The 25,855-nt window shown below is 70.9% G+C and carries 23 protein-coding genes; 11 read left to right on the top strand and 12 right to left on the bottom strand.

Annotation, left to right across the window (positions count from 1 at the left end; genetic code table 11):
- Positions 1-149 precede the first annotated feature (149 nt).
- Together plsY and FG154_RS08620 are read left to right on the top strand one after the other, a co-directional pair.
- The gene (gene plsY / locus FG154_RS08625; protein ID WP_145106600.1) at positions 150-782 is read left to right on the top strand and encodes a glycerol-3-phosphate 1-O-acyltransferase PlsY; all 633 of its coding nucleotides are present in this window, start codon (positions 150-152) and stop codon (positions 780-782) included.
- A 23-nt stretch (positions 783-805) separates the two neighbouring features.
- Positions 806-1,585, top strand: a complete 780-nt coding sequence (locus tag FG154_RS08620; protein WP_145106676.1) for an alpha/beta hydrolase — start codon at positions 806-808, stop codon at positions 1,583-1,585.
- Positions 1,586-1,598: 13 nt separating this feature from the next.
- Here FG154_RS08620 and FG154_RS08615 read toward each other — a convergent pair whose 3' ends face one another.
- The 3 genes from FG154_RS08615 to ubiA form a co-directional block, all read right to left on the bottom strand.
- Positions 1,599-1,922: a hypothetical protein gene (locus FG154_RS08615; protein ID WP_101340110.1), complete on the bottom strand. Its 324-nt coding sequence runs from the start codon at positions 1,920-1,922 to the stop codon at positions 1,599-1,601.
- Between the two features lie 51 nt (positions 1,923-1,973).
- Positions 1,974-3,902, bottom strand: coding sequence for an OmpA family protein (locus tag FG154_RS08610; protein ID WP_145106598.1), 1,929 nt, complete (start codon positions 3,900-3,902; stop codon positions 1,974-1,976).
- A gap of 67 nt (positions 3,903-3,969) precedes the next feature.
- The gene (ubiA, locus tag FG154_RS08605) at positions 3,970-4,962 is read right to left on the bottom strand and encodes a 4-hydroxybenzoate octaprenyltransferase (RefSeq protein ID WP_145106596.1); all 993 of its coding nucleotides are present in this window, start codon (positions 4,960-4,962) and stop codon (positions 3,970-3,972) included.
- A gap of 11 nt (positions 4,963-4,973) precedes the next feature.
- Between ubiA and FG154_RS08600 the strand changes: the two genes are divergently transcribed.
- The 6 genes from FG154_RS08600 to FG154_RS08575 all read left to right on the top strand — a co-directional run bounded on the left by FG154_RS08600 (position 4,974) and on the right by FG154_RS08575 (position 11,891).
- The gene (locus FG154_RS08600) at positions 4,974-5,747 is read left to right on the top strand and encodes a 16S rRNA (uracil(1498)-N(3))-methyltransferase (RefSeq protein ID WP_145106594.1); all 774 of its coding nucleotides are present in this window, start codon (positions 4,974-4,976) and stop codon (positions 5,745-5,747) included.
- On the top strand, positions 5,744-6,310 hold the full coding sequence (locus FG154_RS08595) for a hypothetical protein (protein WP_145106592.1): 567 nt from the start codon (positions 5,744-5,746) through the stop codon (positions 6,308-6,310). The genes FG154_RS08600 and FG154_RS08595 overlap by 4 nt, the downstream gene beginning before the upstream one ends.
- A 52-nt stretch (positions 6,311-6,362) precedes the next feature.
- The gene (locus tag FG154_RS08590) at positions 6,363-7,727 is read left to right on the top strand and encodes a glutamate--cysteine ligase (RefSeq protein ID WP_145106589.1); all 1,365 of its coding nucleotides are present in this window, start codon (positions 6,363-6,365) and stop codon (positions 7,725-7,727) included.
- A 132-nt stretch (positions 7,728-7,859) separates the two neighbouring features.
- Positions 7,860-9,338, top strand: a complete 1,479-nt coding sequence (locus tag FG154_RS08585; RefSeq protein WP_145106587.1) for an NAD-dependent succinate-semialdehyde dehydrogenase — start codon at positions 7,860-7,862, stop codon at positions 9,336-9,338.
- 142 nt (positions 9,339-9,480) lie between these two features.
- The gene (locus FG154_RS08580; protein ID WP_145106585.1) at positions 9,481-10,020 is read left to right on the top strand and encodes an RNA polymerase sigma factor; all 540 of its coding nucleotides are present in this window, start codon (positions 9,481-9,483) and stop codon (positions 10,018-10,020) included.
- Positions 10,017-11,891 carry a vWA domain-containing protein gene (locus FG154_RS08575; protein WP_145106583.1) on the top strand — a complete coding sequence of 625 codons (1,875 nt, stop codon included), beginning with the start codon at positions 10,017-10,019 and terminating at the stop codon, positions 11,889-11,891. Before FG154_RS08580 ends, FG154_RS08575 begins: the two co-directional genes overlap by 4 nt.
- Positions 11,892-11,980: 89 nt before the next feature.
- Here FG154_RS08575 and FG154_RS08570 read toward each other — a convergent pair whose 3' ends face one another.
- The 5 genes from FG154_RS08570 to FG154_RS08550 form a co-directional block, all read right to left on the bottom strand.
- Positions 11,981-12,457, bottom strand: coding sequence for an Hsp20 family protein (locus FG154_RS08570; protein ID WP_145106581.1), 477 nt, complete (start codon positions 12,455-12,457; stop codon positions 11,981-11,983).
- A 158-nt stretch (positions 12,458-12,615) separates the two neighbouring features.
- Positions 12,616-13,425 carry a trypsin-like serine peptidase gene (locus tag FG154_RS08565; protein WP_145106578.1) on the bottom strand — a complete coding sequence of 270 codons (810 nt, stop codon included), beginning with the start codon at positions 13,423-13,425 and terminating at the stop codon, positions 12,616-12,618.
- Between the two features lie 51 nt (positions 13,426-13,476).
- On the bottom strand, positions 13,477-14,778 hold the full coding sequence (glcF, locus tag FG154_RS08560) for a glycolate oxidase subunit GlcF (protein ID WP_145106576.1): 1,302 nt from the start codon (positions 14,776-14,778) through the stop codon (positions 13,477-13,479).
- A 12-nt stretch (positions 14,779-14,790) separates the two neighbouring features.
- Positions 14,791-15,867: an FAD-binding protein gene (locus FG154_RS08555; RefSeq protein WP_145106574.1), complete on the bottom strand. Its 1,077-nt coding sequence runs from the start codon at positions 15,865-15,867 to the stop codon at positions 14,791-14,793.
- A 64-nt stretch (positions 15,868-15,931) separates the two neighbouring features.
- Positions 15,932-17,365, bottom strand: a complete 1,434-nt coding sequence (locus FG154_RS08550) for an FAD-linked oxidase C-terminal domain-containing protein (protein WP_145106572.1) — start codon at positions 17,363-17,365, stop codon at positions 15,932-15,934.
- An 81-nt stretch (positions 17,366-17,446) separates the two neighbouring features.
- Between FG154_RS08550 and FG154_RS08545 the strand changes: the two genes are divergently transcribed.
- Entirely contained in the window at positions 17,447-18,199 is a 753-nt protein-coding gene (locus FG154_RS08545) for a DUF599 domain-containing protein (RefSeq protein ID WP_145106673.1), read from the top strand.
- 20 nt (positions 18,200-18,219) lie between these two features.
- Here the strand turns inward: FG154_RS08545 and FG154_RS08540 are convergent, their stop codons facing one another.
- From FG154_RS08540 to FG154_RS08525, 4 genes are read right to left on the bottom strand one after another with little or no spacing between them, the layout of a single operon-like run.
- The gene (locus tag FG154_RS08540; RefSeq protein WP_145106569.1) at positions 18,220-20,286 is read right to left on the bottom strand and encodes a DUF7408 domain-containing protein; all 2,067 of its coding nucleotides are present in this window, start codon (positions 20,284-20,286) and stop codon (positions 18,220-18,222) included.
- Positions 20,283-23,048 carry a DUF4159 domain-containing protein gene (locus tag FG154_RS08535; protein WP_145106567.1) on the bottom strand — a complete coding sequence of 922 codons (2,766 nt, stop codon included), beginning with the start codon at positions 23,046-23,048 and terminating at the stop codon, positions 20,283-20,285. The genes FG154_RS08540 and FG154_RS08535 overlap by 4 nt, the downstream gene beginning before the upstream one ends.
- Complete coding sequence (locus FG154_RS08530; protein ID WP_145106565.1) at positions 23,048-23,920, bottom strand: DUF58 domain-containing protein; 873 nt, start codon at positions 23,918-23,920, stop codon at positions 23,048-23,050. Before FG154_RS08530 ends, FG154_RS08535 begins: the two co-directional genes overlap by 1 nt.
- Entirely contained in the window at positions 23,917-24,933 is a 1,017-nt protein-coding gene (locus FG154_RS08525; protein ID WP_145106562.1) for an AAA family ATPase, read from the bottom strand. The genes FG154_RS08530 and FG154_RS08525 overlap by 4 nt, the downstream gene beginning before the upstream one ends.
- 82 nt (positions 24,934-25,015) lie before the next feature.
- On the opposite strand from FG154_RS08525, the gene FG154_RS08520 reads away from it, so the two are divergent.
- Both FG154_RS08520 and FG154_RS08515 read left to right on the top strand, forming a co-directional pair.
- Positions 25,016-25,579 carry a DUF1285 domain-containing protein gene (locus FG154_RS08520; protein WP_145106560.1) on the top strand — a complete coding sequence of 188 codons (564 nt, stop codon included), beginning with the start codon at positions 25,016-25,018 and terminating at the stop codon, positions 25,577-25,579.
- Positions 25,576-25,800, top strand: a complete 225-nt coding sequence (locus FG154_RS08515) for a DUF2798 domain-containing protein (protein ID WP_145106558.1) — start codon at positions 25,576-25,578, stop codon at positions 25,798-25,800. The genes FG154_RS08520 and FG154_RS08515 overlap by 4 nt, the downstream gene beginning before the upstream one ends.
- The last annotated feature ends 55 nt before the right edge of the window (positions 25,801-25,855 follow it).

Below are 25,855 nucleotides of genomic sequence, written 5' to 3'. Positions count from 1 at the left end.
GTGCGCCCCTGTCATTCACGCTTCGCGAACGGCAGGCACGTCTTCAGGCGGCCCCTGCGGCGGCGCGCCCTCTTCCCTCGGGCGCACCGGCGGGACCAGACCGGAGCAGATCCGTCCCGGCATTCGGGACCAGAGCGGGAGAGACTGACATGCCGGCCATCGAGAGCGGCCTTCTGGCGCTGATCCTGACGGGGGTGCTGGGCTACCTGCTCGGCTCGATCCCCTTCGGCATCGTCATCACCCGTGCCCTGGGGCTGGGCGACCTGCGCAAGATCGGCTCGGGCAACATCGGCGCCACGAACGTGCTGCGCACCGGGAACAGGCCGGCGGCGCTGGCGACGCTGCTGCTCGATTCGGGCAAGGGCGCCATCGCCGTCCTCATCGCCCGCGCGGCGGTGGGCGAGGATGCGGCGCAGCTTGCGGCCTTCACCTCGTTCCTGGGGCACCTCTATCCGGTCTGGCTCGGCTTCCAGGGCGGCAAGGGGGTGGCCACCTTCCTCGGCACGCTGCTTGCGCTTGCCTGGCCGGTGGGGCTGGCCTGCTGCCTCACCTGGCTCGCCACGGCCGCGGTGAGCCGCATCTCGTCGCTGTCGGCTTTGGTGGCGGCGGCGAGCGGCGTGGTCTGGATGCTGCTGCTCGGCCAGGGGCAGATGGCGGCGCTCGGGCTGGTGCTGGCGGTGCTGATCTTCGTCCGGCACCACGAGAACATCCGGCGCATCGCCAACGGGACCGAGCCGAGAATCGGCAAGAAGGCCAGCCGGGACCAAGGCGCAGGTCAGTGACGCACGATCCCGACGACGCGGACATGGCCTATGCCAACGGGGCCTTCATCCCGGACGCAGAGGCCTATCCCCCGCGCTGGGACGCCACCGCCGCCGCCTTCCGCACGAGCCTCGGCGAGTGCGCCCGCCTTGACCTCCCCTATGGCCCGGACCCGCGCCACCGCCTGGATCTCTTCCTTCCCGACGGGCCGGTCCGTGGCCTCGTGGTCTTCCTCCATGGCGGCTACTGGATGGCCTTCGGCCGCGAGAACTGGTCTCATCTGGCCACGGGCCCACTTGCACGGGGCTTCGCCGTCGCAATGCCGTCCTACCGGCTGGCCCCCGCGGCCCGCATCCGGGAGATGGTCGAGGATGCCGCGAAGGCCGTGGGCCACGCCGCCGCACGGGTGCCGGGGCCCGTCGCGGTGACGGGCCATTCGGCCGGAGGCCATCTGGCCGCCCGGCTGGCCTGCGCGAACGCTCCGCTGCCGGCCGCGGTGGCGGAACGGCTGGTCCGCAGCGTCCCGATCTCTCCGCTGGCCGAACTGGGGCCGCTGATGCGCACGCGGATGAACGAGACCCTCGGGCTTGATCCGCAGGAGGCCGCGGCCGAAAGCCCGGCCCGCTTGGCACGGCGCGCCTCGACCGAGGTCATCGTCCATGTGGGCGGCCAGGAACGTCCCGCCTTTCTCTGGCAGGCCCGCCTCCTGTCCGAGGCCTGGTCCTGCCCGTGGCATGTCGCGCCGGGCTGCCACCATTTCGACGTCATCGACGCGCTGGCCGACCCGTCCTCGCGCCTCGTGGCCGACCTGACCGGGAGCTGACCCTCCGGCCGCGTCAGCCTGCGCTGATCCGTTCGATATAGGCGCGCATCTGCTCGGCTTCGGCGCGGGCCTCGCGCAGGCCGTCCATCGCGGCGCGCAGCTCGGCCTCGGTCTGCGCCAGCTGGGCGCCCAGCTCGGCCTCGCGGCTTTCCAGATAGAGCACGGCCTGATCGCGCTGTTCCTCGGCCTCGTGCAGATGCTGCGCGAGCCGGTCCACCTCGGACATGTCGCCCGTCACGCGCGAGAAGCGGCTGACGAGCCAGTGGGCAAGCCATCCCATGCCAAAGGCGAGGAACAGGATGACGGCGGTCGCGATGATGAATTCTGTTCGGTTCATGCTCTTCTCGGTCGCTCGAGCCACCCGCGTCGGGCAGCGGCAGCCCCGCCCTCAGCCGTCCTGCGGGCGGCGCTTGGGGCGGAGCGTCATCTCGGCCGGGGCCGCCGAAGGCCCCTCGGATGCCTCCGCCGTTTCCTCCACGACCGGGGCCGCCTCGTCAACCGGATTGCCGTCCTCGCCCAGCAACGTGAACTCGATCCGGCGGTTGGCCTCGCGCCCCGCCTCGTCGCGGTTGTCGGCGATCGGGCGCTCTTCGCCGTAGCCCACGGCCTTCATGCGTCCCACATCCACGCGGCGTCCCTGAAGCGCCATCATCACCGCCTCGGCCCGCGCCTGGCTAAGGGCCTTGTTTCCGCTCTCGCTGCCCTGGCTGTCGGTGTGCCCCGAGATCTCGAGCGGCATTCCCTTGCAGTCCCTGAACACCTCGGCCAACCCGTCGAGCGTGCCACGCGCGCTCTGGTCGATCTCGGCCGATCCGGGTTCGAAGGTGATCTTCTGCCCGGCCAGGACACGACGGATGCGGGTCATGCATTCCTGCGGCGTGGGCAGCGCGGCCTCGGGATCGAACTTTTCATCATAGACGACGTCCACCTTGAAGCTGCGCCCCTGCCCCAGCCGTGCCGACAGAACCTGCGAGATCCGCGCGCTCGCCTGTTTCGAGCCGGTGACGCCGTTCACCTCGACCGTGTCGGCCCGCACCAGCAGTTCGCCATGCTGAAGCTGCGCCAGAGACTCGAGCCCGGCGAGGACGCGCACGGGCCAGCCTTCGGGCAGCTCGCCGTCGAGCCGCGTGGTGCTGCGCACCTTCGAGGCGCCGAACTGCGCACGGGCAAAGCTGTCCACCGCCTTGCGGGTCAGCTCGTCCGTGACGCGGCCGGCCAGCTCCACCCGCCCCGCTTCGGACAGGGTGGCGCGGAACTCGGCCGGCCCCTCCGGCACCGCTTGCGGGGCTGGCGGCAGCGTCGCCTGAAGCGAGAAGACCGGCGGCAGCGCGGCCTCGAGCGCGCCCACCGCGCGGTCGAAGGTGGCGCGCAGGGTGCCCGGCTTGCCCTCGAGGGTCACATCGGCGTCCGAGAAGGTCACGCTGCCCGCCCCCAGTTCGGCCACGGCGCGCAGGCCCGCCTCGGCGGCCTCGGCCCAGCGGGGCGACGGCACGCCGAGGCCGATGGTGCAGGTCGTCTCGCCCGCCACACCCGCGGCACGCCCGGCGGCCAGGATACGGTCGCGCGCGCGGGCCGTGTCGGCGGAACAGGCGTCGAACCGCGCCCCCTCCTCGTCCATGACGAAGCGCAGGGTGAAGGGCGTCAGGACCGGGCGCGGCGCGCTGATGTTCATCACCAGCTCCAGCCCCTCGGGCGCAAGGCGCAGGATCTGCCCTTCGAGCCTGCGCTTTTCCTGCTCGCTGTTCGAGATGGCGGTAATCGACACGCGATCCGCCGAGACCGAAATCTTGGATTGCGGCAGCAGGCGCAGCGTCTTGAGGCCGAAGTCAACGGCGGCCGACCAGCCTTCGGGCGCGGGGAAGTCGGCGGTCTCGAGCATGTCGGCCACCTGCAAGCCGGTCGCGAGGCCCCGCGCGGCTTCGGCAAGATCCTCGGTCCCGGCGGTCTCGGGCAGGAGGCCGATCAGCGACACGCCATCGTCGTTGCGCAGCATCTCGACCGAGAAGCGCGGCGCCTCGATCTCGCGCACGGGCGTCACCTCGAGCGCATCGCGCAGGCGGGCCGCATCGACCACGCTTCCGGCGACATTGACGGCGCGGAAGCGGGCGGCCTCGTTCGGGGCCGTTCCGGTCAGCCAGACCTGCAATCCGTCGGCCCGGACATCGACGAAGGTGAGGCCCGCCGTGGTCAGGCGCGACCGGACCGCCTCGGCCGAGCGGTCCTCGATCATGGTCGCGGCCCATGAGGCACCCACCACGGCCAGCGCCGCGGCCGTGGCGAAGGCGGCAGATGCGAGGAGGCTCGATCTCAGGGGCATGGCAGGGAATCTCCCGTCGGACAGGCGTCGGTCGCCCGTGCTTAGGCCCTGCGCCGCGGCCCTTCAATCAAAGGAGCGCCGCCACGGCAAGAAACAGCGCAGGGATCAGGCCCGCATCGCGGTTCGAGCGGAAGAGCCGGAGGCAGCGCCCCGTGTCCTCGGTGTCGAGCTGCGCCAGTTGCCAGGTCATGTGCGCTCCGAAGCCCCAGACGCCCGCCAGCGCGATCATCAGTTGCAGGATCGAGCCCTGCGGCAGCACCGCGAGCAGGACGGCCAGCGTCATCAGCAGGGTCGCGATCACCATGAAGGCCACGAGCCACTTGCCCGTGTTCTGCCCGAAGAGACGGGCGGTGGAGCGGACCCCGATCAGCGCATCGTCCTCCTTGTCCTGGTGGGCGTAGATCGTGTCGTAGAAGAGCGTCCAGGCGATGCCGGCCCCATAGAGAGCGACGGGCGGCCAGCCAAGGCTGCCCGTGTGCGCGGCCCAGAGCAGGAGCGCCCCCCAGTTGAAGGCCAGCCCGAGGAAGGCCTGCGGCCACCAGGTGAAGCGCTTGGCAAAGGGGTAGATGGCGACCAGCGCCAGCGAGGCGATGCCGAGCAGGATTGCCGCCGCGTTGAAGCTGAACAGGATGAGCGAGGCCACCAGCGCCTGCACCACCATCCAGACCACCGCGCCCTTGGTGCTCACCTGTCCCGACGGGATCGGGCGCGAGCGGGTGCGCGCCACCGCGGCGTCGAAGTCGCGGTCGGTGATGTCGTTCCAGGTGCAGCCCGCCCCGCGCATGAGGAAGGCGCCGACCGCGCTGCCGATCACGAGCCACAGGTCGAGCGGGCGGTAGCCGTCGGGATCGGCCAGCGCCGCCAGCGCCACGGCCCAGAGGCAGGGGATCAGCAGCAGCCAGGTTCCGATCGGACGGTCGGCCCGCGACAGCCGCAGATAGGGCCGCGTGACGCCCGGCGCGTGCCGGTCAACCCAGTTGTCCGGCGGCGCGTCGGCCACCTTTCCCTGCGACGCTGCCACCGACGTGGGAGCCTCTGGCGCTTGGCTCGGCTGCTGCATAAGGTGCCCCCATGTCGGATGCGAAAGTCAGGCTCTATGTAGATCAGCCCCTCGGACCCGGGCAACCCGTTCGTCTGACGCAGGATCAGGCGCATTACCTCTTCGGGGTGATGCGACTGGCGCGCGGCGCCGCGGTGCTGCTGTTCAACGGGCGGGATGGCGAATGGCGCGCCGAGGTGACAGAGGCGGGCAAGCGCGGCGGCACGCTCACCTGCGCGGCGCAGACGGCCCCGCTGCGTCGGCCGCCGGACCTCTGGCTGATGTTCGCGCCGATCAAGAAGGCCCGCACCGATTTCATCGTCGAGAAGGCGGCCGAAATGGGCGCCGCCCGCATCCTGCCCGTGCAGACGCGCTTCACCAACTCCGAGCGCATCCGGCAGGATCGCCTTCAGGCCCACGCGGTCGAGGCGGCCGAGCAGTGCGGCGGCACCTATGTCCCCGAGGTGGCCGAACTGGCCGCCCTCGACCGGCTCCTGTCCCACTGGCCCGCCGATCGGCGGATCATGTGGTGCGACGAGAACCTTCTCGGCGCGCGGGCGGGGTTGCTCGAAGGGGCGGGCGAGATCGAGGCCCGCGGCTTCGAGGAGGCGCCCAGCCAGCCCTCGCCGGGCCCCTGGGCCATCCTCATCGGCCCGGAGGGCGGCTTTTCCGAGGACGAGCAGGCGCGCCTTCGCCGGATGCCGCAGGTCGTGCCGGTCAGCCTCGGCCCGCGCATCCTGCGCGCCGACACGGCCGCGGTGGCGGCGCTGACGCTCTGGCAGTCCGTGCTGGGGGACTGGGTGTGAGTTTCCTTCGCCCGGAGGTGCAGGCGCTCCTCCTGCGCTGGCGCGAACCGGCGGCCGCGGCGGGCGGCATGGCCGTGGCCCTCTGGATCGCCTCGTTCGGCGGCTGGTTCTTCGTGCCCTTGGGCGCGCTCGGCTTCGCGGCCTCGGTGGCCTGGGGCATCATCGCGCTTCGGCGCATGCGGTTCCGGCAGGCGGCCGGCGCGCCGGGCCTTGTCGAGCTGGACGAGGGCCAGATCGGCTACCTCGGGCCGGAGTGGGGCGGGTTCGTGGCGCTGGACGATCTCGAGGAGCTGCGGCTGGTCACGATCCGCGGCGCGCGGCACTGGCGTCTGGCCCAGTCGGACGGGCAGGTGCTGGCCATCCCGGTCGGCGCCGAGGGGGCCGAGCGGCTCTTCGATGCCTTCGCCACGCTGCCGGGCCTCGAGATGCGGGTGCTTCTGGCCGCGCTCGACACGCCGCCCCCGGTCGCGCCGACCGGCGCGAATGTCATCAGTCTTTCGTCGCAGGCCCCCACGATGGGGCGCGTGATCTGGCGCAGGCCCGCCCGCGCGGTCTTGACTTGACTGCGACGAAGCGACAGGTCTTGCGTCCCGAATGAACGATCGGAGCGCGTGCATGTCCATTCCCCAGTCCGGCGGCGGGCCGATCGAGAATTTCGAGCAGCTGGCGGCCTATATGGAGGCGGGCTGCAAGCCCGCGTCCGACTGGCGCATCGGGACGGAGCACGAGAAGTTCGGCTATCTGACCTCCAGCCTCGGGCCGCTGCCCTACGAGGGCGAGGCCTCGGTCCGTGCCGTGCTGGAAGGGCTGCGCGACCGCTTCGGCTGGACGCCGGTCATGGAGAAGGACGCCATCATCGGCCTGTCGCGAGAGGGCGCCAACATCTCGCTCGAGCCGGGCGGGCAGCTTGAGCTGTCGGGCGCACCGCTGGCCACCGTGCACGAGACCCGAGCGGAGCTGGAAAGCCACCTGCGCGAGGTGGCCGAGGTGGCCGAGCCTCTGGGCGTGCGTTTCCTCGGTGTCGGGGCCGCGCCGATCTGGACGCACGACGAGATGCCGGTGATGCCGAAGGGCCGCTACCGGCTGATGACCGATTACATGGGGCGCGTGGGCACCCACGGCACCCAGATGATGTATCGCACCTGCACTGTTCAGGTGAATCTCGACTATGCGTCCGAAGCCGACATGGTGAAGAAGCTGCGCGTGGCGCTGGCGTTGCAGCCGGTGGCCACCGCGCTCTTTGCCTCGTCGCCCTTTTTCGAGGGCCGGGTGAACGGACACAAGAGCTGGCGCTCGCGCATCTGGCGCAGCCTTGATGCTTCGCGGACGGGAATGCTGCCCTTCGTCTTCGAGGAGGGGATGGGCTTCCAGCGGTATGTCGACTGGGTGCTCGATGTGCCGATGTATTTCGTCTACCGCGATGGCCACTACATCGACGCCCTCGGCCAGTCGTTCCGCGACTTCCTGAAGGGCGAGCTTCCGGCGCTGCCGGGCGAGAAGCCCACCCTGTCGGACTGGGCCGACCACATGACCACGGTCTTCCCCGAGGCGCGGGTCAAGAAATACATCGAGATGCGGGGCGCCGACGCCGGTCCGCTGTCGCATCTGGTGGCGCTGCCGGCCTTCTGGGTCGGGCTGATGTATGACGGCTCGGCGCTCGATGCCGCCTGGGATCTCGCCCGGGGCTGGAGCGCCGAGACGCGCGAGGGGTTGCGGGTCGCGGCCTCGGTGGACGGGCTGCAGGGCGAGGCGGGCGGCGTGCGCCTGCTCGATGTCGCCCGCGAGGCGGTTGCTCTTGCGCAGGGTGGGCTTCGCGCACGGGCGCTGGCGGGCGAGGGCATGGCGGACGAGGCCGGCCATCTCGAGGTGCTGGCCGAGGCCGCCGCCTCGGGCCGTGTGGTGGCCGACGATCTGCTGTCGCGGTTCCATGGCGCGTGGGAAGGCGACCTGCGCCGGATCTACCCCGAGTTCAGCTACTGACACGGCCCTTCGCGGCGCGGTCTTTCTCTGCCCCGTGACTGGACATGTCCGGCCCTGCGTGGTCAGCATGAGAAACGTGCCCCGCCCCGTCATTCCGTGCGGCGGCAAATCCAATGCCCCGGGAGGACTCTCATGCTCGACTCCGTCACCGACCTGCGTTCCATTCTCAAGGACCCGTCGCTGCTCGAAACCCGCGCCTTCGTGGCGGGCGAGTGGGTGGCGGCCGATGACGGTGCAACCTTCGAGGTGACGAACCCCGCCCGCGGCGACGTGATCTGCACCGTCCCGGACCTCGGCCGGGCCGAGACCGCGCGCGCCATCGCCGCCGCGGCCGAGGCGATGAAGGACTGGGCCGCCCGCACCGGCAAGGAACGCGCGCAGGTGATGCGCACGTGGTTCGACCTGATGATGGCCAACCAGGACGACCTCGGCGCGATCCTTACGGCCGAGATGGGCAAGCCGCTGTCCGAGGCCAAGGGCGAGATCGCCTATGGCGCCTCGTTCATCGAATGGTTCGGCGAAGAGGCCAAGCGCGTCTATGGCGAGACCATCCCCGGCCACATGCGCGACAAGCGCATCACGGTCCTCAAGCAGCCGATCGGCATCGTGGGCTCGATCACGCCCTGGAACTTCCCGAACGCGATGATCACCCGCAAATGCGGCCCGGCGCTGGCGGCGGGCTGCGGCTTCGTCGCCCGCCCCGCCGCCGAAACGCCGCTGTCGGCGTTGGCGCTGGCGGTGCTGGGCGAGCGCGCGGGGCTGCCCAAGGGCATCCTGTCGGTCATCACCTCGCAGAAATCCTCGGACATCGGCAAGGAGTTCTGCGAGAATCCGGCGGTGCGCAAGCTGACCTTCACCGGCTCGACCGAGGTCGGGCGCGTCCTGCTCAGGCAGGCGGCGGATCAGGTGATGAAATGCTCGATGGAGCTGGGCGGCAACGCGCCCTTCATCGTCTTCGACGACGCCGATCTCGACGCGGCGGTGCAGGGCGCCATGGCGTCCAAGTTCCGCAACAACGGCCAGACCTGCGTCTGCGCGAACCGCATCTATGTGCAGGCCGGCGTCCATGACGCCTTCGCCGAAAAGCTCGCGGCCGCCGTGAAGAAGCTGCGCGTCGGCGACGGGCTCGTGGAGGGGACCGAGGCCGGCCCGCTCATCAACGAGAAGGCGGTCGAGAAGGTCGAGGAACATATCCGCGACGTGCTCGACGGCGGCGGCGAGGTGTTGACCGGCGGCAATCGGCACGAGCTGGGCGGCACCTTCTTCGAGCCGACCGTCGTGACCGGCGTGACGCAGGAGATGAAGGTCTCGACCGAGGAAACCTTCGGGCCGCTCGCACCGCTCTTCCGCTTCGAGACCGAGGAGGAGGTGATCGGCTACGCCAACGACACGATCTTCGGCCTCGCCTCCTACTTCTACGCCCGCGACGTGGGCCGCATCACGCGCGTCCAGGAGGCGCTGGAATATGGCATCGTCGGTGTCAACACCGGCATCATCTCGACCGAGGTCGCGCCCTTCGGCGGGGTGAAGCAATCCGGCCTCGGCCGCGAGGGTTCGCGGCACGGCATCGAGGATTATCTCGAGATGAAATACGTCTGCCTCTCGATCTGAGGCAGGCGCCCCCATGGCCGGCCCGGTCCCTCGCAAGGGCGCCGGGCGGGCGCCGCGACATCGACAGCCGCCGGAGGGGCGGGATCTGTCCAGCCACGGGCGGCATCCTCTGGCGGCAATCAATCGGAGCGACCGTCCCGCGATGGAGCAGACCGACGAATGGCTGGCCGAAGCCGCCGCGGCAGGAGACCGCGAGGCGTTCTCGCGGCTGGTCGAACGGCATTACGACCGGATCTTCGGCCTGAGCTGGCGGTTGACCGGCAGCCGCACCGAGGCCGAGGATCTGGCGCAGGACATCTGCGCCGCCCTGCCGATGAAACTGCGCGGCTGGCGCGGCGAGGCGCGCTTCACCACCTGGCTTTACCGCGTGGTGGTGAATGCCGCGCACGACCTGCGCCGCCGGCAGAGCGCAAGCACCCGCGCCTCGCTTGGCTGGGGCGACTGGGAACTGGCGCGGCAGGATGCGATGGGCGAGGCGCGCGCGGCGCAGGAGTGGCTGGCCAACGCCATGACCACGCTGCCCGTCGAGTTGCGCGACACGGTCGCACTGGTGCTGGGCGAAGAGATGACACAGGCCGAGGCGGCCGCCGTTCTGGGACTGGCCGAGGGCACGGTCGCCTGGCGCATGTCGGAAGTGAAGAAGCGCTTGAGGGCCATGGTCCTCGGGGAGGCCCGCGCATGAGCGACGACCCGCACCACGACGATCTCGAAGACCTTCGCCGGGCGCTCGGGCGGCCGGCGGCACCCGCGCCGGACCCCGAGGCACGCGCACGGGCGGTGGCGCTGGCCCTGGAAAATTTCGACCGGTTCCAAGGACGGGCGGCCGGGCTGCGTCAGGGGAAGGACCGCCCGAGAGGGGCGGGGTTCCGCAACGGAGTGCGCCGCATGTCGAGTTCCCTCTTCTCACGCCCCCTGCTCGCCGCCTCGGGGTCGCTGGCCGCGCTTGGCCTCGTGCTGGTCGTGGTGATGCCCACGGCCCGGCTGGGCCAGCTGCCCTCACCCGCGCCCGAGTCGCTGACGGGTGAGTTCAAGGCCGCCCCCGGCGCGGCGCCAGAGGCTGCGGATCAGGCCGCCCCCCGAACGCTTGCGACCGAGGGGGCGACCCCGATCCTGAGGCGGATGGCCGAGGCGCCCGCCGTCCCGCCGGTCCGAGGCGACAGCGAGGCGTTCTCGAACGCGCCCGACAATCCGCTGCAGGTGACGGCCGAAGCGCCCGTCTCGACCTTCTCCATCGACGTCGATACCGCGAGCTATGCCATCATCCGCTCAAGCCTGCGCGCGGGCCGGCTTCCCCCGCACGAGGCGGTGCGGATCGAGGAGATGATCAACTACTTTCCCTACGATTATCCCGCCCCCGAAAGCGGGGCCGCGCCGTTCCGCCCGACCCTCGCGGTCACGCCCACGCCCTGGAACCCGGACACGCGCCTCGTGCATGTGGCGCTGCAGGGGCGGATGCCCGCCATCGCCGACCGGCCTCCGCTGAACCTCGTGTTCCTGATCGACACCTCGGGCTCGATGCAGGATCCGGCCAAGCTGCCGCTGCTGAAACAGTCGTTCGGCCTGATGCTCGGCCGCCTGCGCCCCGAGGATCAGGTGGCCATCATCACCTACGCGGGCTCGGCCGGAGAGGTGCTCGCCCCCACGGCCGCGAACGAGCGCACGAACATCCTCTCGGCGCTTGACCGGCTCGACTCGGGCGGCTCGACCGCCGGGGAAGAGGGGCTGCGGCTGGCGTACCGGACAGCGGCCGGCATGGCGGAGGCGGGCGAGGTGACGCGCGTGGTGCTTGCGACCGACGGCGACTTCAACCTCGGGATCAGCGACCCGGACGAGCTTGCCCGTCTGGTGGCGCAAGAGCGGGCCAGCGGGGTCTATCTCTCGGTCCTGGGCTTCGGCCGTGGCAACCTCGACGACGCGACGATGCAGGCGCTGGCGCAGAACGGCAACGGGCAGGCGGCCTATATCGACAGTCTGAACGAGGCGCAGAAGGTTCTCGTGGACCAGCTGTCCGGCGCGCTCTTCCCCATCGCGGAAGATGTGAAGGTGCAGGTGGAATGGAATCCGGCGCGGGTCGCGGAATACCGGCTGATCGGCTACGAGACGCGGGCCCTCCGGCACGAGGATTTCGCGAACGATCGGGTGGACGCGGGCGAGATCGGCGCCGGACATTCCGTGACCGCGATCTACGAGATCACGCCCGTCGGCAGCCCCGCTCAACTGACCGAGCCGTTGCGCTACGGCGAGACGCCCGCCGCCGGCACGCACGGGGATGAACTCGGCTTCCTGCGCCTGCGCTACAAGGCGCCGGGTGAGAGCGCCTCGGCCCTGATCGAGACGCCGATCCCGGATGCGCTGACCGAGGCCAATGACGACGTGCGCTTTTCCACCGCCATTGCCGGTTTCGGCGAGCTTTTGCGCGGGTCGGACAAGCTCGGCTCCTGGGGATGGGACGAGGCCATCGCGCTCGCCGAAGGGGCCCGAGGAACGGATGCCTTCGGCTACCGGGTGGAGGTCGTCCAGCTCATGCGCCTCGCGCAGAGCCTGAGCCGATAGCCAGGGCCTGCATTTCGCGCTTCGTGAATGGCAGGCGGACAGGCAAGGGGCGCGCCTCGCAGCGCGCCCCCGCAGACAACAGCGGCGGATCAGGCCTCGGCCGGTTCCTTCACCGCCTCGATCGTCCGGGCCGAGGCCGCGTCACCGCGCACGATCTCGATCCGGCGCGGCTTCAGCGCCTCGGGCGTCTCGCGCACGAGGTCGATATGAAGCATCCCATGCTCCTGGCTCGCGCCCGTCACGCGCACATGATCGGCAAGGGCAAAGCGGCGCTCGAAGGCGCGGGTGGCGATGCCACGGTGCAGGTAGGTCCGCTCGGATTCGTCCCCGGCCTTGCGCGCGCCGACATGGAGCGTGTTCTCCTTGACCTCGACGGCCAGTTCCTCGGGCGCAAAGCCCGCCACGGCGATCGAGATGCGGTAGGCGTTCTCGGCGGTCTTCTCGATGTTGTAAGGCGGATAGGTCGGCTGGGCGACCTCGCTGGTCATCACGCGATCCATGAGATCGGCAATCCGGTCGAAGCCGACGGTGGCGCGGTAGAGCGGCGAGAAGTCATAGGTACGCATGTTCATCCTCCTGGAAGCGATGCTGGTCGGCCCTCCCACCGGGGGACGGGCCCAGAAGCGCCGAGCCCGTCATGGCACTCGGCAGGGGGAATCTGGGAAGGTCGCGCCTGCATTTCAAGAGGTTCGCGGGCCGAACCGGACGCTGCGGCGGCCGGGCCTCAGGGCGTTTCGGGTCGCAAGAACTTGGCGCCGCCCGATCCCGCGCGCTCCATCCGCACCAGCGGCTGCACCCGGCGGATCAGGCCGTCACCCCGGTCGAACTCGGCCAGCACATCCTCGAGCGGGTCCTCGATGTCGGTTCCAAGCGCGATGGGCCGCCCGTGCAGCTCGGCCTTGGCGGACACGACCGAGACCAGCCGCGGCGCCCCCTCGCGCATGGTGAAGACCGGCGCGCCGGACGCGCCGAAATCGACCGAACAGGACAGGACGAGCGTGCCCGGCATCCGGCCGATCACGCCGCAGATCTCCTGCAGCGAGGGCGCCTCGGCCCGGCCCTGCGCATAGGAGACCACCCCCACCCGATCGCCCGAGAGCGTGCCGCGATCGATCCCGAAGGGCTGGACGGACGGCAACCGGATCGGCTGGTCCAGCTCGAGCACGGCCAGGTCGAAGGCCACGCGATCCACCGGGTCGTCGCCGGAGTAGGCATAGTCGGGATGCACCACCGCGCGCCGCACATGCCGGTATGCAGCCGCGCGCCCGTTCCGCCATCCGGCGAGAAACTCGACCCGGCCCGGATCGATCCGGCTGCCGCTGTCCTTCTCGAAGAGGCAATGGGCCGCCGTCAGCACCAGATCGGGCCGGATCAGCACCCCGGTGCAGAAGCCGCGGTCTCCCAGCAGAAGCTTGCCGACCGCGTTCCAGCCGCGGCTGTCGTCCCCCGTCTCGAGGCTGCGGAGCCGCGCCTCATCCGCCATCGCCGGCAGGGCGAGGCCAAGGGCCAGAGTGAGAATCGCGATCAGTCGCATGGCCGCTCCGGTAGCCGCTGACCAAGGGGCTAAGCCTGCGATATGGCCATTTCAAGGCGGATCGTTGCCGAGGTCGAGCCTCCGGGGCTTTGGCCCACCCGTCGCCCAGTCCAGTAGCTCGACCGTATGGACGACAGGCACCCCGGTGCCCGAGCCGATCTGCATGATGCAGCCGATGTTGCCCGCCGACACCACGTCGGGCCGGCGCGCCTCGATCGTCGCGACCTTGCGGGCCTTCAGCTCGGCCGAGATCTCGGGATGCAGCAGGTTGTAGGTCCCGGCCGAGCCACAGCAGAGATGCGGATCGGCCGGCTCGGTAACCTCGAACCCTGCGCGGATCAGCAGGTCCTTCGGGGTCTGCCGGATGCGCTGGCCATGCTGGAGCGAACAGGCCGAGTGGTAGGCCACCCGCACGCCCTTGGGCGCCCCTTCGGGCAGGCCCAGCCGCTCGAGCAGTTCGGTGACATCCAGGGCCAGTGCCGACACCTCGGCCGCATCCGCCGCCAGGGGATCGTTTCGGAAGATGTGCCCGTAATCCTTGATCGTGGTGCCGCAGCCGCTCGTGTTGATCACGACCGCATCCAGACCACGCGCCCGCTTCTCGGCCATCCAGGCGCGGATGTTGCTGGCGGCGAGCGCATGGCTTTGTTCCGCGCGCCCCATGTGATGGGTCAGCGCCCCGCAGCAGCCCATGCCCTTCGGGATCACCACCTCGCAGCCCAGCCGCCGCAGAAGCCGGATGGTCGCGTCGTTGATGTCGGTGTCGAGCGCCCGCTGCGCGCACCCCGTGAGCAGCGCGACCCGCATCCGCTTCGGGCCCGTCGCCTCGAACACCTGCGGCCGGTCGTTGGGCGAGGCCTTCGGGATGTGGTGCGGCGCCAGCGCCAGCATCGCCTTCAGCCGCGCGTCGGGCATCAACCGGGCAAAGGGCCGGCCAAGCTGCGCCAGCCGCAGCGCCAGCCGGAACCGCCCCGGATAGGGCAGAAGCTGCGCCACGGTCCAGCGCATCAGCCGCTCGAACAGCGGGTGGCGGTAGGTCTTCTCGATATGGTCGCGGGCGTGATCGACAAGGTGCATGTAATGCACCCCCGAGGGACAGGTCGTCATGCAGGCAAGGCAGCCAAGGCAGCGGTCGATGTGCTTGACGGTCTTCGCATCGGCCGGGCGCCCCGCCTCGAGCATGTCCTTGATCAGGTAGATCCGGCCGCGCGGGCTGTCGAGTTCGTCGCCCAGCACCTGGTAGGTGGGACAGGTCGCCGTGCAGAAGCCACAGTGGACGCAGCTCCGCAGGATCTCGTTCGCGCGCGCGACGCCGGGATCCTTCAGCTGCTCGTCGGAGAAGTTCGTCTGCAAGTGGTTCTCCCGTCAGGCCATGAGACCGGGGTTGAAGAGACCGCGCGGATCGAATCGCGCGCGCAGTCCGGCGACGATGGCCGCAAGCGGCAGCGGCTCGGGCTGGAAGACCGCCACCGGCGCCGAGCCCCGGATCAGGGTCGCATGACCGGCGAAGGGCGCGATCCGTGCTCGCAGGTCGGTGCCCGGCTCGCAGAGCAGCCAGACGAGTCCGCCGCCCCAGTCGAAGAGCGCCTCGCCCCCCGCCCGCGCGGCCACGGCCGGCGCGTCCGACGGCTTGAGCGACAGCCGCCAGACATCGCCTTCGCGCCCGTGAAAGGGCGCCACGTCGCGGATCGCCTCCCACGGGCTCTCCACCTCCTCCGCCGCGCCGAAGGGCGCCAGCAGCGTGCGCAACCGCGTCACCCGGTAGCGCACCGAGGACTCGAACCCCTCCACACGCAGGAACGTCCCCCGCCCCGGCCAATGCGCGGCGGCCGACGGATCGAAGGGCGAGCCCAGCGCCGCCGCCATCGCCGCAACCGCCCGGTCGGGTGCAAGATCCGCCAGGGCCAGCGTGACGGTCGTCTCCGGCATCGGCAGCAGCTTGAAGGCGACCTCGGTCAGAACCCCCAGCGTGCCATGACTGCCGGCCAGCAGCTTCACGAGATCGTAGCCGGTGACATTCTTCATCACCCGCCCGCCGTTCTTCACCACCTGCCCCGCCCCGTCGACGAACCGCACGCCGATCAGGCTGTCGCGGCAGGCGCCCGATTGGATGCGCCGCGGCCCCGAGGCATTGGCCGCAACCACCCCTCCCAGCGTCGAGGCACCCTCACGTCCCAGAAGACCACGCATGTCGGGAACCTCGAAGGGCAGCCGCTGCCCCTCGCCCGCAAGCAGCGCCTCGATCTCCGCTACCCGGCTACCGGCCCCCGCCACCAGGGTCAGCGCACCCGGCTCATAGAGCCGCACCCCCGCAAGCCCCACCGTCTCCAGCGGATCGCCCGCCGCGTGCCCGATCGCGCGCGTGCCGCCGCCCCGGATGCGCAGCGGGCCAGCGGCACCCTGCACGATCTCCGCCAGTTCCTGCTCGGTCGAAGGCCGCATCCTGCCCCTTTCATTCTCGTTCAAATATCCTGCGGGGGTCCGGGGGCGCAAAGCCCCCGGCGCCTCAGCCCGCACGCCGCACGCCGCTCGCCTCCAGCGGAAAGACCTTGGCCGGATTGAGCAGCCACCGCGGATCGAACACGTCCTTCACCCGCATCTGCGCCTCCAGATCCACGGGCGAGAACTGCACCGACATCAGGTCCCGCTTCTCGACCCCCACCCCATGTTCCCCGGTCAGGCAGCCGCCCACCTCGACACAGAGCTTCAGGATCTCGGCGCCGAGCCCTTCGCAGCGTTCCAGATCCCCCGGCCTGTTAGCGTCGAACAGGATCAGCGGATGCATGTTGCCATCGCCCGCGTGAAAGACATTGGCCACCTCGAGCCCCGCCTCGGCCGCAAGCTCGCCGATCCGCCGCAGCACCCGCGGCAGTTCCGTCACCGGGATCGTGCCGTCGAGGCACATGTAGTCGTTGATCTGCCCCATCGCCCCGAAGGCCGATTTCCGCCCCAGCCAGATCCGCCGGCTCTCCTCGTCCGAGCGGCTCTCGCGCAGTTCCACCGGATCGTGCCGCCGCGCGATCCCGACGATCCGGGCCAGCTGGTCGTCGATCTCGGCGGGCGAGCCTTCGACCTCGACGATCAGCAGCGCCTCGCAGTCGGGATAGCCGGCATGGGCGAAGGCCTCGGTCGCCCGGATGCAGGGCCGGTCCATGAACTCGATCGCCACCGGCAGGATGCCCGCGCGGATGATGTCCGACACGCAGGCCCCCGCCACCTCGTTCGAGGCAAAGCCCATCAGAACCGGCCGCGCGCCCTCGGGCTTCGGCAGGATGCGCAGCGTGGCCTCGGTCACTACGCCCAGCTGGCCTTCCGAGCCGCAGATCACCCCCAGCAGGTCGAGCCCCGGCGCATCGAGATGCGCGCCCCCGATCTCGACCACCGTGCCGTCCATCAGCACCAGCGTCACGCCCAGCAGGTTGTTCGTCGTGACGCCATATTTCAGGCAATGCGCCCCGCCCGAGTTCATGGCGATGTTGCCCGCGATGGCGCAGGCCAGCTGGCTCGACGGGTCGGGCGCGTAGAAGAAGCCGTCCGCCTCGACCGCCCCCGTGACCGAAAGGTTGGTCCGTCCCGCCTGGACCCGGATGAAGCGGTTGGCATAGTCCGTCTCGAGCACGCGGTTCAGCCGCGCCACCCCCAGGATCACGCAATCGGCCGTGGGCAGCGCGCCGCCCGCGAGCGACGTGCCCGAGCCGCGCGGCACCACGGGAACCCCTTCCTCGTGACAGACCCGCAGGACTGCCGCCACCTCATCGGTCGAGCGCGGCAGGACGGCGGCGAGCGGAGGGCAGCGATAGGCCGTCAGCGCGTCGCATTCATAGGCGCGGGTCTCAGCCTCATCATGCACCACGGCATCCTCGGGCAGCACGGCCAGCAGGCGCTCGACGATGCGGGACTTGCGGGCCAGAACGCCCGCGTCCGGTGGCGGCATGTGCATGGCGACCCTCCCTGGCGTGGTCAGCTTTTATAACCAATTTTGCCTCATGGCAACAGCGCGCGCTTGGCTTATGGTGCCGTGATGCTGATCGACCTGCCCGCCGCGCTGATGCCGCTCGACCTCCTGGCCGTCGCCCTCCTGCTCCTCGCCTGGGCGGGCACGGGCTACCTGTGCGAGAACCCGCCCTCCGGTCGCCCCTCGGTGTCGGTGCTGATGAAGGACCATCGCCGCACCTGGATGCGCGAAATGGTCAGCCGCTCGCCGCGGATCTTCGACGCCAGCGTGATCGACAGCCTGCGGCGCGGGACCGCCTTCTTTGCCTCGGGCTCGATGATCGCCATCGGCGGCGGCATGGCGCTGATCGGCAACCGCGACCGGCTCGAGACGCTGGTCGAGGATCTGACGCTGGCCACCGATGCGGTGCGGCTCGAGCTGCGTGTGATCCTCGTGCTCTTCATCGTGGCCAATGCCTTCCTGAAGTTCGTCTGGGCGCATCGGGTCTTCGGCTATTGCGCGATCCTGATGGCGGCGGTGCCGAACGATCCCGAGGACGCGCGCGCCTATCCGCTGGCGGCCCAGGCGGCCGAGGTCAACATCAACGCGGCGCGCAACTTCAACAGCGGCCTTCGGGCGGTGTTCTTCGCGCTGGCGGCGATCGGCTGGCTGCTGGGCCCCGTGGCGCTCATCCTGACGACCGTTGCCACCAGCTTTGCAATCCTGCGGGCCGAGTTCCTGTCCGGCACCCGTGCGGCCATCCTCGACCCCAGCGGGCTCGATCCGCGCCTGCTCTATCCGCCCGGCTTCGGCCCGCGCCCGCCGGACCTCCGGGACTGATCCCGCCCGAGGGCGCCCGGTCAGGCCCTGCGGCCAAAGCGGCCCTCGCGCAGCCAGGCACCAAGGGCCAGGCTCGCGGCGAGCAGCAGGTAGAGCCAGCCCGGCAGCAGCGCCGCCACCCGCACATCCTGCGTGACATGGGCGCCGCGCGGGGTGATCCCGATCCAGCCCCGGCCCGCCGCCACCCGCCCCTCGCGGACCGCGCGGATGTCCGGCGCCCCCTCCTCAAGCCGGAGCGTGCCGCCATTCGTCGGCCCGATCACCGGCGCGAGCCTGTCGCCGCTGGCAATCGTTTCCTCGAACTCGCGCGGGGCCGAGGGGCCGACGGCGATCACCGCCCTCTCCTCGCCCTGGGCCAGCCGATAGACCCCCATCTCGGGCGCGTCCCATGCGACGCTCCAGCGGCCGGGCGCCGTCTCCTGCATGGAAAGCGTCGTCTCCGTGCCCTCGGGGCCGGTGATCGTCACCTCGCCCGGGTCTTCACCGATGGTGCGGCGCGTGATGGTCATCCGCGCCCCCTCGGCCGCGGCGATCAGCGCCTCTTCCTCGAGATCGGGCTCCTTCATCATCCAGTGGGCCAGCCGCCGCAACAGCTCGAGCTGCGGCCCGCCCCCCTCGAAGCCCCGCCCCCAGAGCCAGATCTGATCCGAGGCGAGCACGGCGATCCGGCCCTCGCCCACACGGTCAAGCACGAGGAGCGGCCGGTCGCCCGCCCCATTCATCACCACCTGCCCCGAGGTGGCCGACAGTTCGATCTGGCGGAACCAGCGGCCCCAGCCCTCCTCGGGCGCCTGCGCCTCGAGGCCCTGCGTCACCGGATGCTTGCGGCCGACGTCGGTCAGGGTCGGGCGAAAGCCGCCCTCGGTCACGCGGCTGGTGGCCTGCACCGGCATCACGTCGGCCAGCGGCGAGCGCCAGAGACTGTCGGCCGAGCCGAACTCGGGCCCCGCGGCCACCAGGACCGTGCCCCCCTTGCGGACATAGTCGCGCACATTCTCGAGGTAGGAGGTCGGCAGGATCCCCCGCAGCCGGTAGCGGTCGAAGATGATGAGGTCGAACTCCTCGATCTTCTCGACGAACAGCTCGCGGGTGGGGAAGGCGATCAGCGACAGCTCCGAGACCGGGATGCCGTCCTGCTTCTCGGGCGGGCGCAGGATGGTGAAATGCACCAGATCCACCGAAGCGTCCGACTTCAGCAGGTTGCGCCAGACCCGCTCGCCCGCGTGCGGCTCGCCCGAGACGAGCAGCACCCGAAGGCGGTCGCGCACCCCGTTGATCTGGACCACCGCGGAATTGTTGCGGTCTGTCAACTCGTCCGGCGAGGCCGCCACCTGGAACTGGAGGACGTTCATGCCCCCGTGCGGCAGCGTCACGGGCAGTTCCAGATCCTCGCCCACCGGCACGCGCACCGTCTGCGGCTCGCCTCCGTCGATCGAGATGGTGAGGTCGGCCGAGGTTCCGGCCGAGGCGGGCACCCGCCCCTGATCCTCGATCCGCAGCACGAGCGAGACCGGCTCGCCCAGGATCGCGAAGGCCGGCGCGTTGCGGATCACCAGCCGGCGGTCCCAGTCCTCCTCGTGGCCGGTCAGCAGCACATGGAGCGGCGCGGGCATCTGCGGCGCAAGCTCGAGGTCATGCACCTGCCCGTCGGTGATGAGGATGGCCCCCGCGACGCGCGCCCGCGGCTCTTCGGCCAGCGCCTCGGCAAGGGCGGTCATCACGAGCGAACCCTCGTCGCCTTCGCCGTCGCCCACCCGCACCACGTGCAGTTCGGTGTCGGGCAGGGCCCGGATCTCGGCCTCGACCGCCGCCAGCGCCGCCGCACTCTGGGCCTCGCGGTCGCCGATCCGCTGGCTTGCGCTTTCGTCCACCACCGCGATCACGATGTCCGAGAGCGGCGCGCGATCCTCTTCCTGAAGCGCGGGATTGGCCAGGGCCACCAGCAGCACGCCGAGCGCCAGCCCGCGCAGCCACCAGCCCGAGAGATTGCGCCAGAGTGCGAGCGCCACCATGACGGCCCCGAGGGCGGCCAGGGTCCAGATGACGGCCCAGGGCAGGATCGGGTCGAAGACGACGCTTCCGGTCATTGGCCAAGCCTTTCCAGCAGCGCCGGCACATGAACCTGGTCGGACTTGTAGTTGCCCGTCAGCACATGCATCACGAGGTTGATCCCGAAGCGCCAGGCGATCTCGCGCTGCCGATCGCCCGCATAGCCGCGGCCCACGGGCAGAAGCTCCATCCCGCGCTCGTCCACCGCCCAGGCCGAGGCCCAGTCATTGCCGCCGATCACCACCGGCGTCACGCCGTCGTTGAGGTTGCGGAAGGGCATCCCCTCAGCCTGCTGGGCATCGGGCGGCGCGGCCTCGACCCAGACGGGCGCGTTCTGGTAGCGGCCGGGGAAGTCCTGCAGCAGGTAGAAGGTGCGGGTCAGGACATGATCCTGCGGGATGGTCTCGAGCGGCGGAATGTCGAGCGGGGCCGCCAGCTGCTGCAGACGCCGCGCCTCGGGGGTGGAGCCGCCGCCCACGCCCGCGTCGCGCGTGTCGAAGAGGATCATCCCGCCGGTGCGCAGATAGGCATTAAGGCGGCTGTAGGCCTCGGCCGAGGGCATGGGCTGACTCGCCGTCACGGGCCAGTAGAGAAAGGGGAAGAAGGCCAGCTCGTCCCGCTCGATGTCGAGACCCATCGGCGCGCCGGGCTCGACCGAGGTGCGTTCGCGCAAGCGCAGGCCGAGGCCGCGGAGGCCCGCCTCGGCCACGCGGTTCACCTGCGCATCGTCGGTCTGGACAAAGGCGAGGTGAACCTCGGCCGTGGCCTCGACGGCGAACGTGTCGTCGGGCGCATCGGAATCGGCCTGCGCCCGCGCCTCGCCCGCGCCGAGCGCGAGGCAGGCCAGCAGCGCCGCGCCCCGCACCGCGCCCACGCCCGACCCGAGCCGGCCCGAGACGAACAGCGCCGCCAGCACGTCGATCAGCAGAAGCCCCAGCGCCCCGGCGAGGAACGCGCCCTTCAGGGCCTGTTCCTCGGTCGCCTCGAGCCCCTCGACGGGAATCCGGTCGGGCCAGGTCGCGGCCACCAGCTCGGTCTCGGGCCCGACCGCGTTCAGCGCCACCCGCCGGTCCGAGCCCGCATAGAGGCCGGGCGGCAGCGCGGGCCCCGGCGTGCCCTCGGCGAGACGCTCGCCCGGCACGCCCGCCACCTCGCCCGCGTCGCGCGGCGTGCCGAACCCGTCGAGCACCACCTCGGGCACCCAGACCTGCCCCGCCAGATCGGCCGCATCCGGCGCGGTGGGGCGGGTCGAGACGGCCAGCCGTTCGAGCATCTGCACGAAAAGGCCCGAGAGCGGCAGGCTCGACCATTCGGCATTGGCCGTGACATGGACCAGCACCACCTGCCCCTGCCCCACCGCCTTGCGCGTCACGAGGGGCGTCCCATCGGCCAGCGAGGCGATGGTGCGCTGGCCCAGCTCGGGATCGGGTTGCGCCAGCACCTGCGCCGTGACCGCCACTTCGGGCGGGATCGGCAGGCCGTGGAAGGGCGAGCCTTCGGGGAAGGGCGCCAGCGTCTTGGGCTCGCCCCAGCTCATCGCGCCGCCGACCGTGCGGCCGCCCTCACGCAGACGCACCGGCAGCAGGGGATCTTCGGCCATCCGGCTCACGTCCGACGAGGCCAGTTGCGGGCCGGCAAAGCGCAGCAGCAACCCGCCGCTGTCGAGCCAGTCGAGGATGGCATCCTGCTCGGATTGCGTGAGGCGCGCGACATCGGCCAGCACCACCACGTCCGGGCTGGCCAGCAGCACATCCTGGAGCGAGCCGTCGATCAGGTCGGCCACCGGCTCCAGCGCCTGCCGCAGATAGTGGGTGGGCGACAGAAGCTGCAGCTGCTCGCGCCCCGCGCGGCCCGCGATCAGCGCCACCTTGCGCCGCTTGAGGCTGTCGTCGGTCAGGCTGACGGCGCCCGCCGACCGCACGCCCGCAATCTCGAAGCGCGAGATGCGGTTGCGCAACTCGGGCGGGAGCGAGAGCGCGGCACCGGCCTCGTCCGAACCGGCACCGAGCTCGACCGTGGCGCGGGCCAGCTCGCGCTCGATCCCGGCGGGGTCGAGGCCGCGGGCCAGCACCTCGACCGTCACCGCGTCGGCCGCCGGTTCGCGCAGCGCCGTCAGCTGCACGGCCCCGTCGGCAAATCCCGCGGGGCGCAGGGCGAGGACAGGGCGCGGGCTCTGGAACAGGGTCACCTGCCCGCGGGACTCGAGCGCCGCCAGCAGCGTCTCGCGCCCCGGATGATCCAGCCCGTCCGAGAGCCAGAAGCTCTGGAACCGGCCCTCGGGCAGCGCCTCGGCCCAGGGGTTGAGGTCGGGTGTCCAGGGATGCGGGGCCAGGGCCGCCAGCCGGCCCTCCCATGCGCCCGCGCTCTGGAAGGCGGGGGACTCGGGCCGGTCGGTCAGACGCACCACCGCCACGGGGCGGCCGTCGCGGCCAGCCTCTTCCACCAGCGCCGAGGCGCGTTCGATCCGCCGCGGCCAGTCGCGCGCGTCGGCCCAGCTGCCATCCATGAGGATCAGGAGCGGCCCCGTTCCGGGCTCGCGCACCTGCGGATTGAGGACCGGGCCCGCGAAGGCCACGATGGCCGCCGCCACGGCAAGCATCCGCAGCAAGAGAAGCCACCAGGGGGTCTTGTCGGTCTCGGTCTCGTCGTCGGTGAGGCCGAGCAGCAGCGCCACCCCCGGAAAGCGCCGCCGGATCGGCGCAGGCGGCACGGCGCGCAGCAGCAGCCACAGCACCGGCAGCAGCACGAGCCCCAGCAGGATCCAGGGCGCGGTGAAACCGACGGGGCCCAGGATCCACATCAGGAGGTGCGCTCCAGCGCGCGATAAAGCCAGAGCAGTGCGGGCAGCGCCCCCTGCCCGGTGTGGTGGCAGTGATAGTGCCAGCCGGAGGCGCGGGCGAGCGTCGCGAGACGATCCTTGCGCTGCGCCAGCCGCTCGAGATACCGGGTGCGCAGGTCGCCCGCGCGCAGCGTCTCGTGGCGCAGGCTGCCGCCCATCGACTCGAAGATCGTGCGCCCGTCAAAGGGAAAGGCCTCTTCGGCGGGGTCCAGGACCTGCAGAAGCGCGCCGCGGACGTCACGATCCGCCGCCCGCTCCATCGCGCGCTCGATGGCCTCCATGTCGCCCAGGAAGTCCGAGATGAACACCATCCGCCCGTGCGCCACGAGCCCCGAGAGGTCGGGTCTTCCGTAGTCCGAGGCGCCTTCGCCCGCCAGCGCGTCGGCAAGACGCAGGATCTGCGACCGGCCCGAGCGGGGACGCGCGATCTCGCCGGCCAGCCCCACCCGCTCGCCACCGCGCAGCAGCAGCACGGCCAGCGCCAGCGCCACCAGCCGGGCGCGGTCGGATTTCGGCTCGCGCGCACGGTCGCCCGAGAAGGACATCGAGCGCGACCCGTCGACCCAGAAGAGCACGGTCTGCGCCGCCTGCCATTCACGCTCGCGCACGAAATGGCTGTCCGAGCGGGCCGAGCGGCGCCAGTCGATCATGCGGGCGCTGTCCCCCTCGTGGGCGGGGCGGTACTGCCAGAACTCGTCGCCCATGCCCGCCCGCCGCCGCCCGTGCTCGCCAAGGATCACGGTCGCGGCGAGATGCTCGGCCGAGGCCAGAAGGGGCGGCAGGGCCTGCCCCAGAGCCTCGGCCCGCGGGCGGAGGGCGAGGATGTCGCTCACTGGGCCGCCCAGTCGGCCGAGCCGTCGCCCATCTGCCGCGTGACGACGCGATCGATCACGCCGGCAAGGCTTTCGCCGCGCGCCCGGGCCGCGAAGTTCAGCTGCATCCGGTGGCTGAGGACAGGCCGGGCCAGCGCCGCCACATCCTCGACCGAGGGCGCCAGCCGCCCCGAGAGCAGCGCCCGCGCCCGCACCGTCAGCATCAGCGCCTGCGCCGCGCGCGGCCCCGGCCCCCACGAGAGCACCTCGGCCAGCCCCGCGCCCTCGGGCTCGCCGGGGCGGCAGGCGCGGACCAGATCGAGGATCGCCTCGACCACCGCATCGCCCACCGGCATCCGCCGCAGAAGGCCCTGCGCCGCGATCAGCTCTTCGCCGGTAAAGACCTGATGCACCTGCGCATCCTCGGCGCCGGTGGTGGCGATCAGGATCTCGCGCTCGGTCTCGCGGTCGGGATAGTCCACGTCGACCTGCACGAGGAAACGGTCAAGCTGCGCCTCGGGCAGGGGATAGGTGCCCTCCTGCTCGATCGGGTTCTGGGTCGCGAGCACATGGAACGGCCGGCCGAGCGGGCGGTGCTTGCCGGCAATCGTCACCTCGCGCTCCTGCATCGCCTGCAGAAGCGCCGACTGGGTGCGGGGGCTGGCGCGGTTGATCTCGTCGGCCAGCAGCAACTGGCAGAAGATCGGCCCCTCGATGAAGCGGAAGGCGCGCGCGCCGTCGGCGGCCATGTCGAGCACTTCCGATCCGAGAATGTCGGCCGGCATCAGGTCGGGCGTGAACTGGATGCGGTTGCCCTTCAGCCCCATGACCGTGGACAGCGTGTCCACCAGCCGCGTCTTGCCCAGCCCCGGCAGGCCCACCAGCAGCGCATGGCCCCCGCAGAGCATCGCGCCCAGCACAAGCTCCACCACCCGCTCCTGGCCGATGAAGCGGCGGGAAATGCTGGCCTTTGCCTCGGCCAGCTTCGCCTCAAGCGCTTCGATCTCGGCAACCAGTGCAGCGGCGTCGGCCATGACAACTCTCCCGGGGGCGTTATATGAGCATCTGACCAAACTATGACGTGCGGCACAAATGGCAAAAAGCGGGAAGGCACAAATGATCGTGAAACCTTCGGCCGAGGGCGTGATGGCCCAGGCCGCGGCCGCCGCGAAGAAGGGGCCCGCGCCGGTCCATCTGTGGAATCCGCCCTTCTGCGGCGATCTCGACATCCGCATCGCGCGGGACGGGACGTGGTTCTATCAGGGCACGCCGATCGGCCGGCCCGAGATGGTGCGGCTCTTCTCGTCGATCCTGAAGCTCGAGGACGGGAAGTATTTCCTCGTCACCCCGGTCGAGAAGGTGGGGATCGCCGTCGATGACGCGCCCTTCGTCGCCGTGGATTTCGAGACGACCGGAGAAGGCCCCAACCAGACGGTGACCTTCACCACACAGGTCGGCGACGAGGTGACGGCCGGCCCTGACCATCCAATCCGCGTCACGCGGGCCGAGGATGGCGAGCCCTCGCCCTATGTCATGGTGCGCGCGGGGCTCGAGGCGCTGATCGACCGCAAGTCCTTCTACCGGCTGGTCGAGATCGGCGTCCATCACGAGGGCTGGTTCGGCCTGTGGTCGGGCGGCGCCTTCTTCCCCATCATCCCCTCGGACGAGCTGCCCGCATGATCCCCGCCCGCTTTGCGCCCGTCCTGTTCGGCTTCATCCTGTCGGGCCTGATGTCGGCCATCGTCTCGGGGGTGGCGACGCTGAAGGCCGTGGGCCTGCCGCCGGGCTTCGCGCTGCAATGGCTGGGGGCCTGGCTGACCTCCTGGAGCATCGCCTTCCCCTCGGTCCTTGTGGTGGCGCCGGTGGCGCGTCGGGCGGTCGATCGCCTCGTGCGTCACTGAGGGGCCTTGCCCGCGCGGCCCCGGTCGCTATCATGCGCCGCCAGCCGCAAATCCA

It is taken from the genome of Cereibacter sediminicola (assembly GCF_007668225.1).
In the GTDB taxonomy this organism is placed as follows: domain Bacteria; phylum Pseudomonadota; class Alphaproteobacteria; order Rhodobacterales; family Rhodobacteraceae; genus Cereibacter_A; species Cereibacter_A azotoformans.
Note: the sequence above shows the minus strand (reverse complement) of the source record. Positions and strands in the feature narration are given on the sequence as shown.

Bases quoted from the DNA above. Each gene is read 5' to 3' on its own strand.
- FG154_RS08575 (WP_145106583.1), top strand. From the start codon at position 10,017: ATGAGCGACGACCCGCACCACGACGATCTCGAAGACCTTCGCCGGGCG.
- FG154_RS08525 (WP_145106562.1), bottom strand. From the start codon at position 24,933: ATGGCCGACGCCGCTGCACTGGTTGCCGAGATCGAAGCGCTTGAGGCG.
- FG154_RS08580 (WP_145106585.1), top strand. From the start codon at position 9,481: ATGGAGCAGACCGACGAATGGCTGGCCGAAGCCGCCGCGGCAGGAGAC.
- FG154_RS08520 (WP_145106560.1), top strand. From the start codon at position 25,016: ATGATCGTGAAACCTTCGGCCGAGGGCGTGATGGCCCAGGCCGCGGCC.
- FG154_RS08570 (WP_145106581.1), bottom strand. From the start codon at position 12,457: ATGCGTACCTATGACTTCTCGCCGCTCTACCGCGCCACCGTCGGCTTC.
- FG154_RS08585 (WP_145106587.1), top strand. From the start codon at position 7,860: ATGCTCGACTCCGTCACCGACCTGCGTTCCATTCTCAAGGACCCGTCG.
- ubiA (WP_145106596.1), bottom strand. From the start codon at position 4,962: ATGCAGCAGCCGAGCCAAGCGCCAGAGGCTCCCACGTCGGTGGCAGCG.
- FG154_RS08615 (WP_101340110.1), bottom strand. From the start codon at position 1,922: ATGAACCGAACAGAATTCATCATCGCGACCGCCGTCATCCTGTTCCTC.
- FG154_RS08590 (WP_145106589.1), top strand. From the start codon at position 6,363: ATGTCCATTCCCCAGTCCGGCGGCGGGCCGATCGAGAATTTCGAGCAG.
- FG154_RS08550 (WP_145106572.1), bottom strand. From the start codon at position 17,365: ATGCACATGCCGCCACCGGACGCGGGCGTTCTGGCCCGCAAGTCCCGC.
- FG154_RS08540 (WP_145106569.1), bottom strand. From the start codon at position 20,286: ATGACCGGAAGCGTCGTCTTCGACCCGATCCTGCCCTGGGCCGTCATC.
- FG154_RS08555 (WP_145106574.1), bottom strand. From the start codon at position 15,867: ATGCGGCCTTCGACCGAGCAGGAACTGGCGGAGATCGTGCAGGGTGCC.
- FG154_RS08565 (WP_145106578.1), bottom strand. From the start codon at position 13,425: ATGCGACTGATCGCGATTCTCACTCTGGCCCTTGGCCTCGCCCTGCCG.
- FG154_RS08620 (WP_145106676.1), top strand. From the start codon at position 806: ATGGCCTATGCCAACGGGGCCTTCATCCCGGACGCAGAGGCCTATCCC.
- plsY (WP_145106600.1), top strand. From the start codon at position 150: ATGCCGGCCATCGAGAGCGGCCTTCTGGCGCTGATCCTGACGGGGGTG.
- FG154_RS08600 (WP_145106594.1), top strand. From the start codon at position 4,974: ATGTCGGATGCGAAAGTCAGGCTCTATGTAGATCAGCCCCTCGGACCC.
- FG154_RS08545 (WP_145106673.1), top strand. From the start codon at position 17,447: ATGCTGATCGACCTGCCCGCCGCGCTGATGCCGCTCGACCTCCTGGCC.
- FG154_RS08610 (WP_145106598.1), bottom strand. From the start codon at position 3,902: ATGCCCCTGAGATCGAGCCTCCTCGCATCTGCCGCCTTCGCCACGGCC.
- FG154_RS08535 (WP_145106567.1), bottom strand. From the start codon at position 23,048: ATGTGGATCCTGGGCCCCGTCGGTTTCACCGCGCCCTGGATCCTGCTG.
- FG154_RS08515 (WP_145106558.1), top strand. From the start codon at position 25,576: ATGATCCCCGCCCGCTTTGCGCCCGTCCTGTTCGGCTTCATCCTGTCG.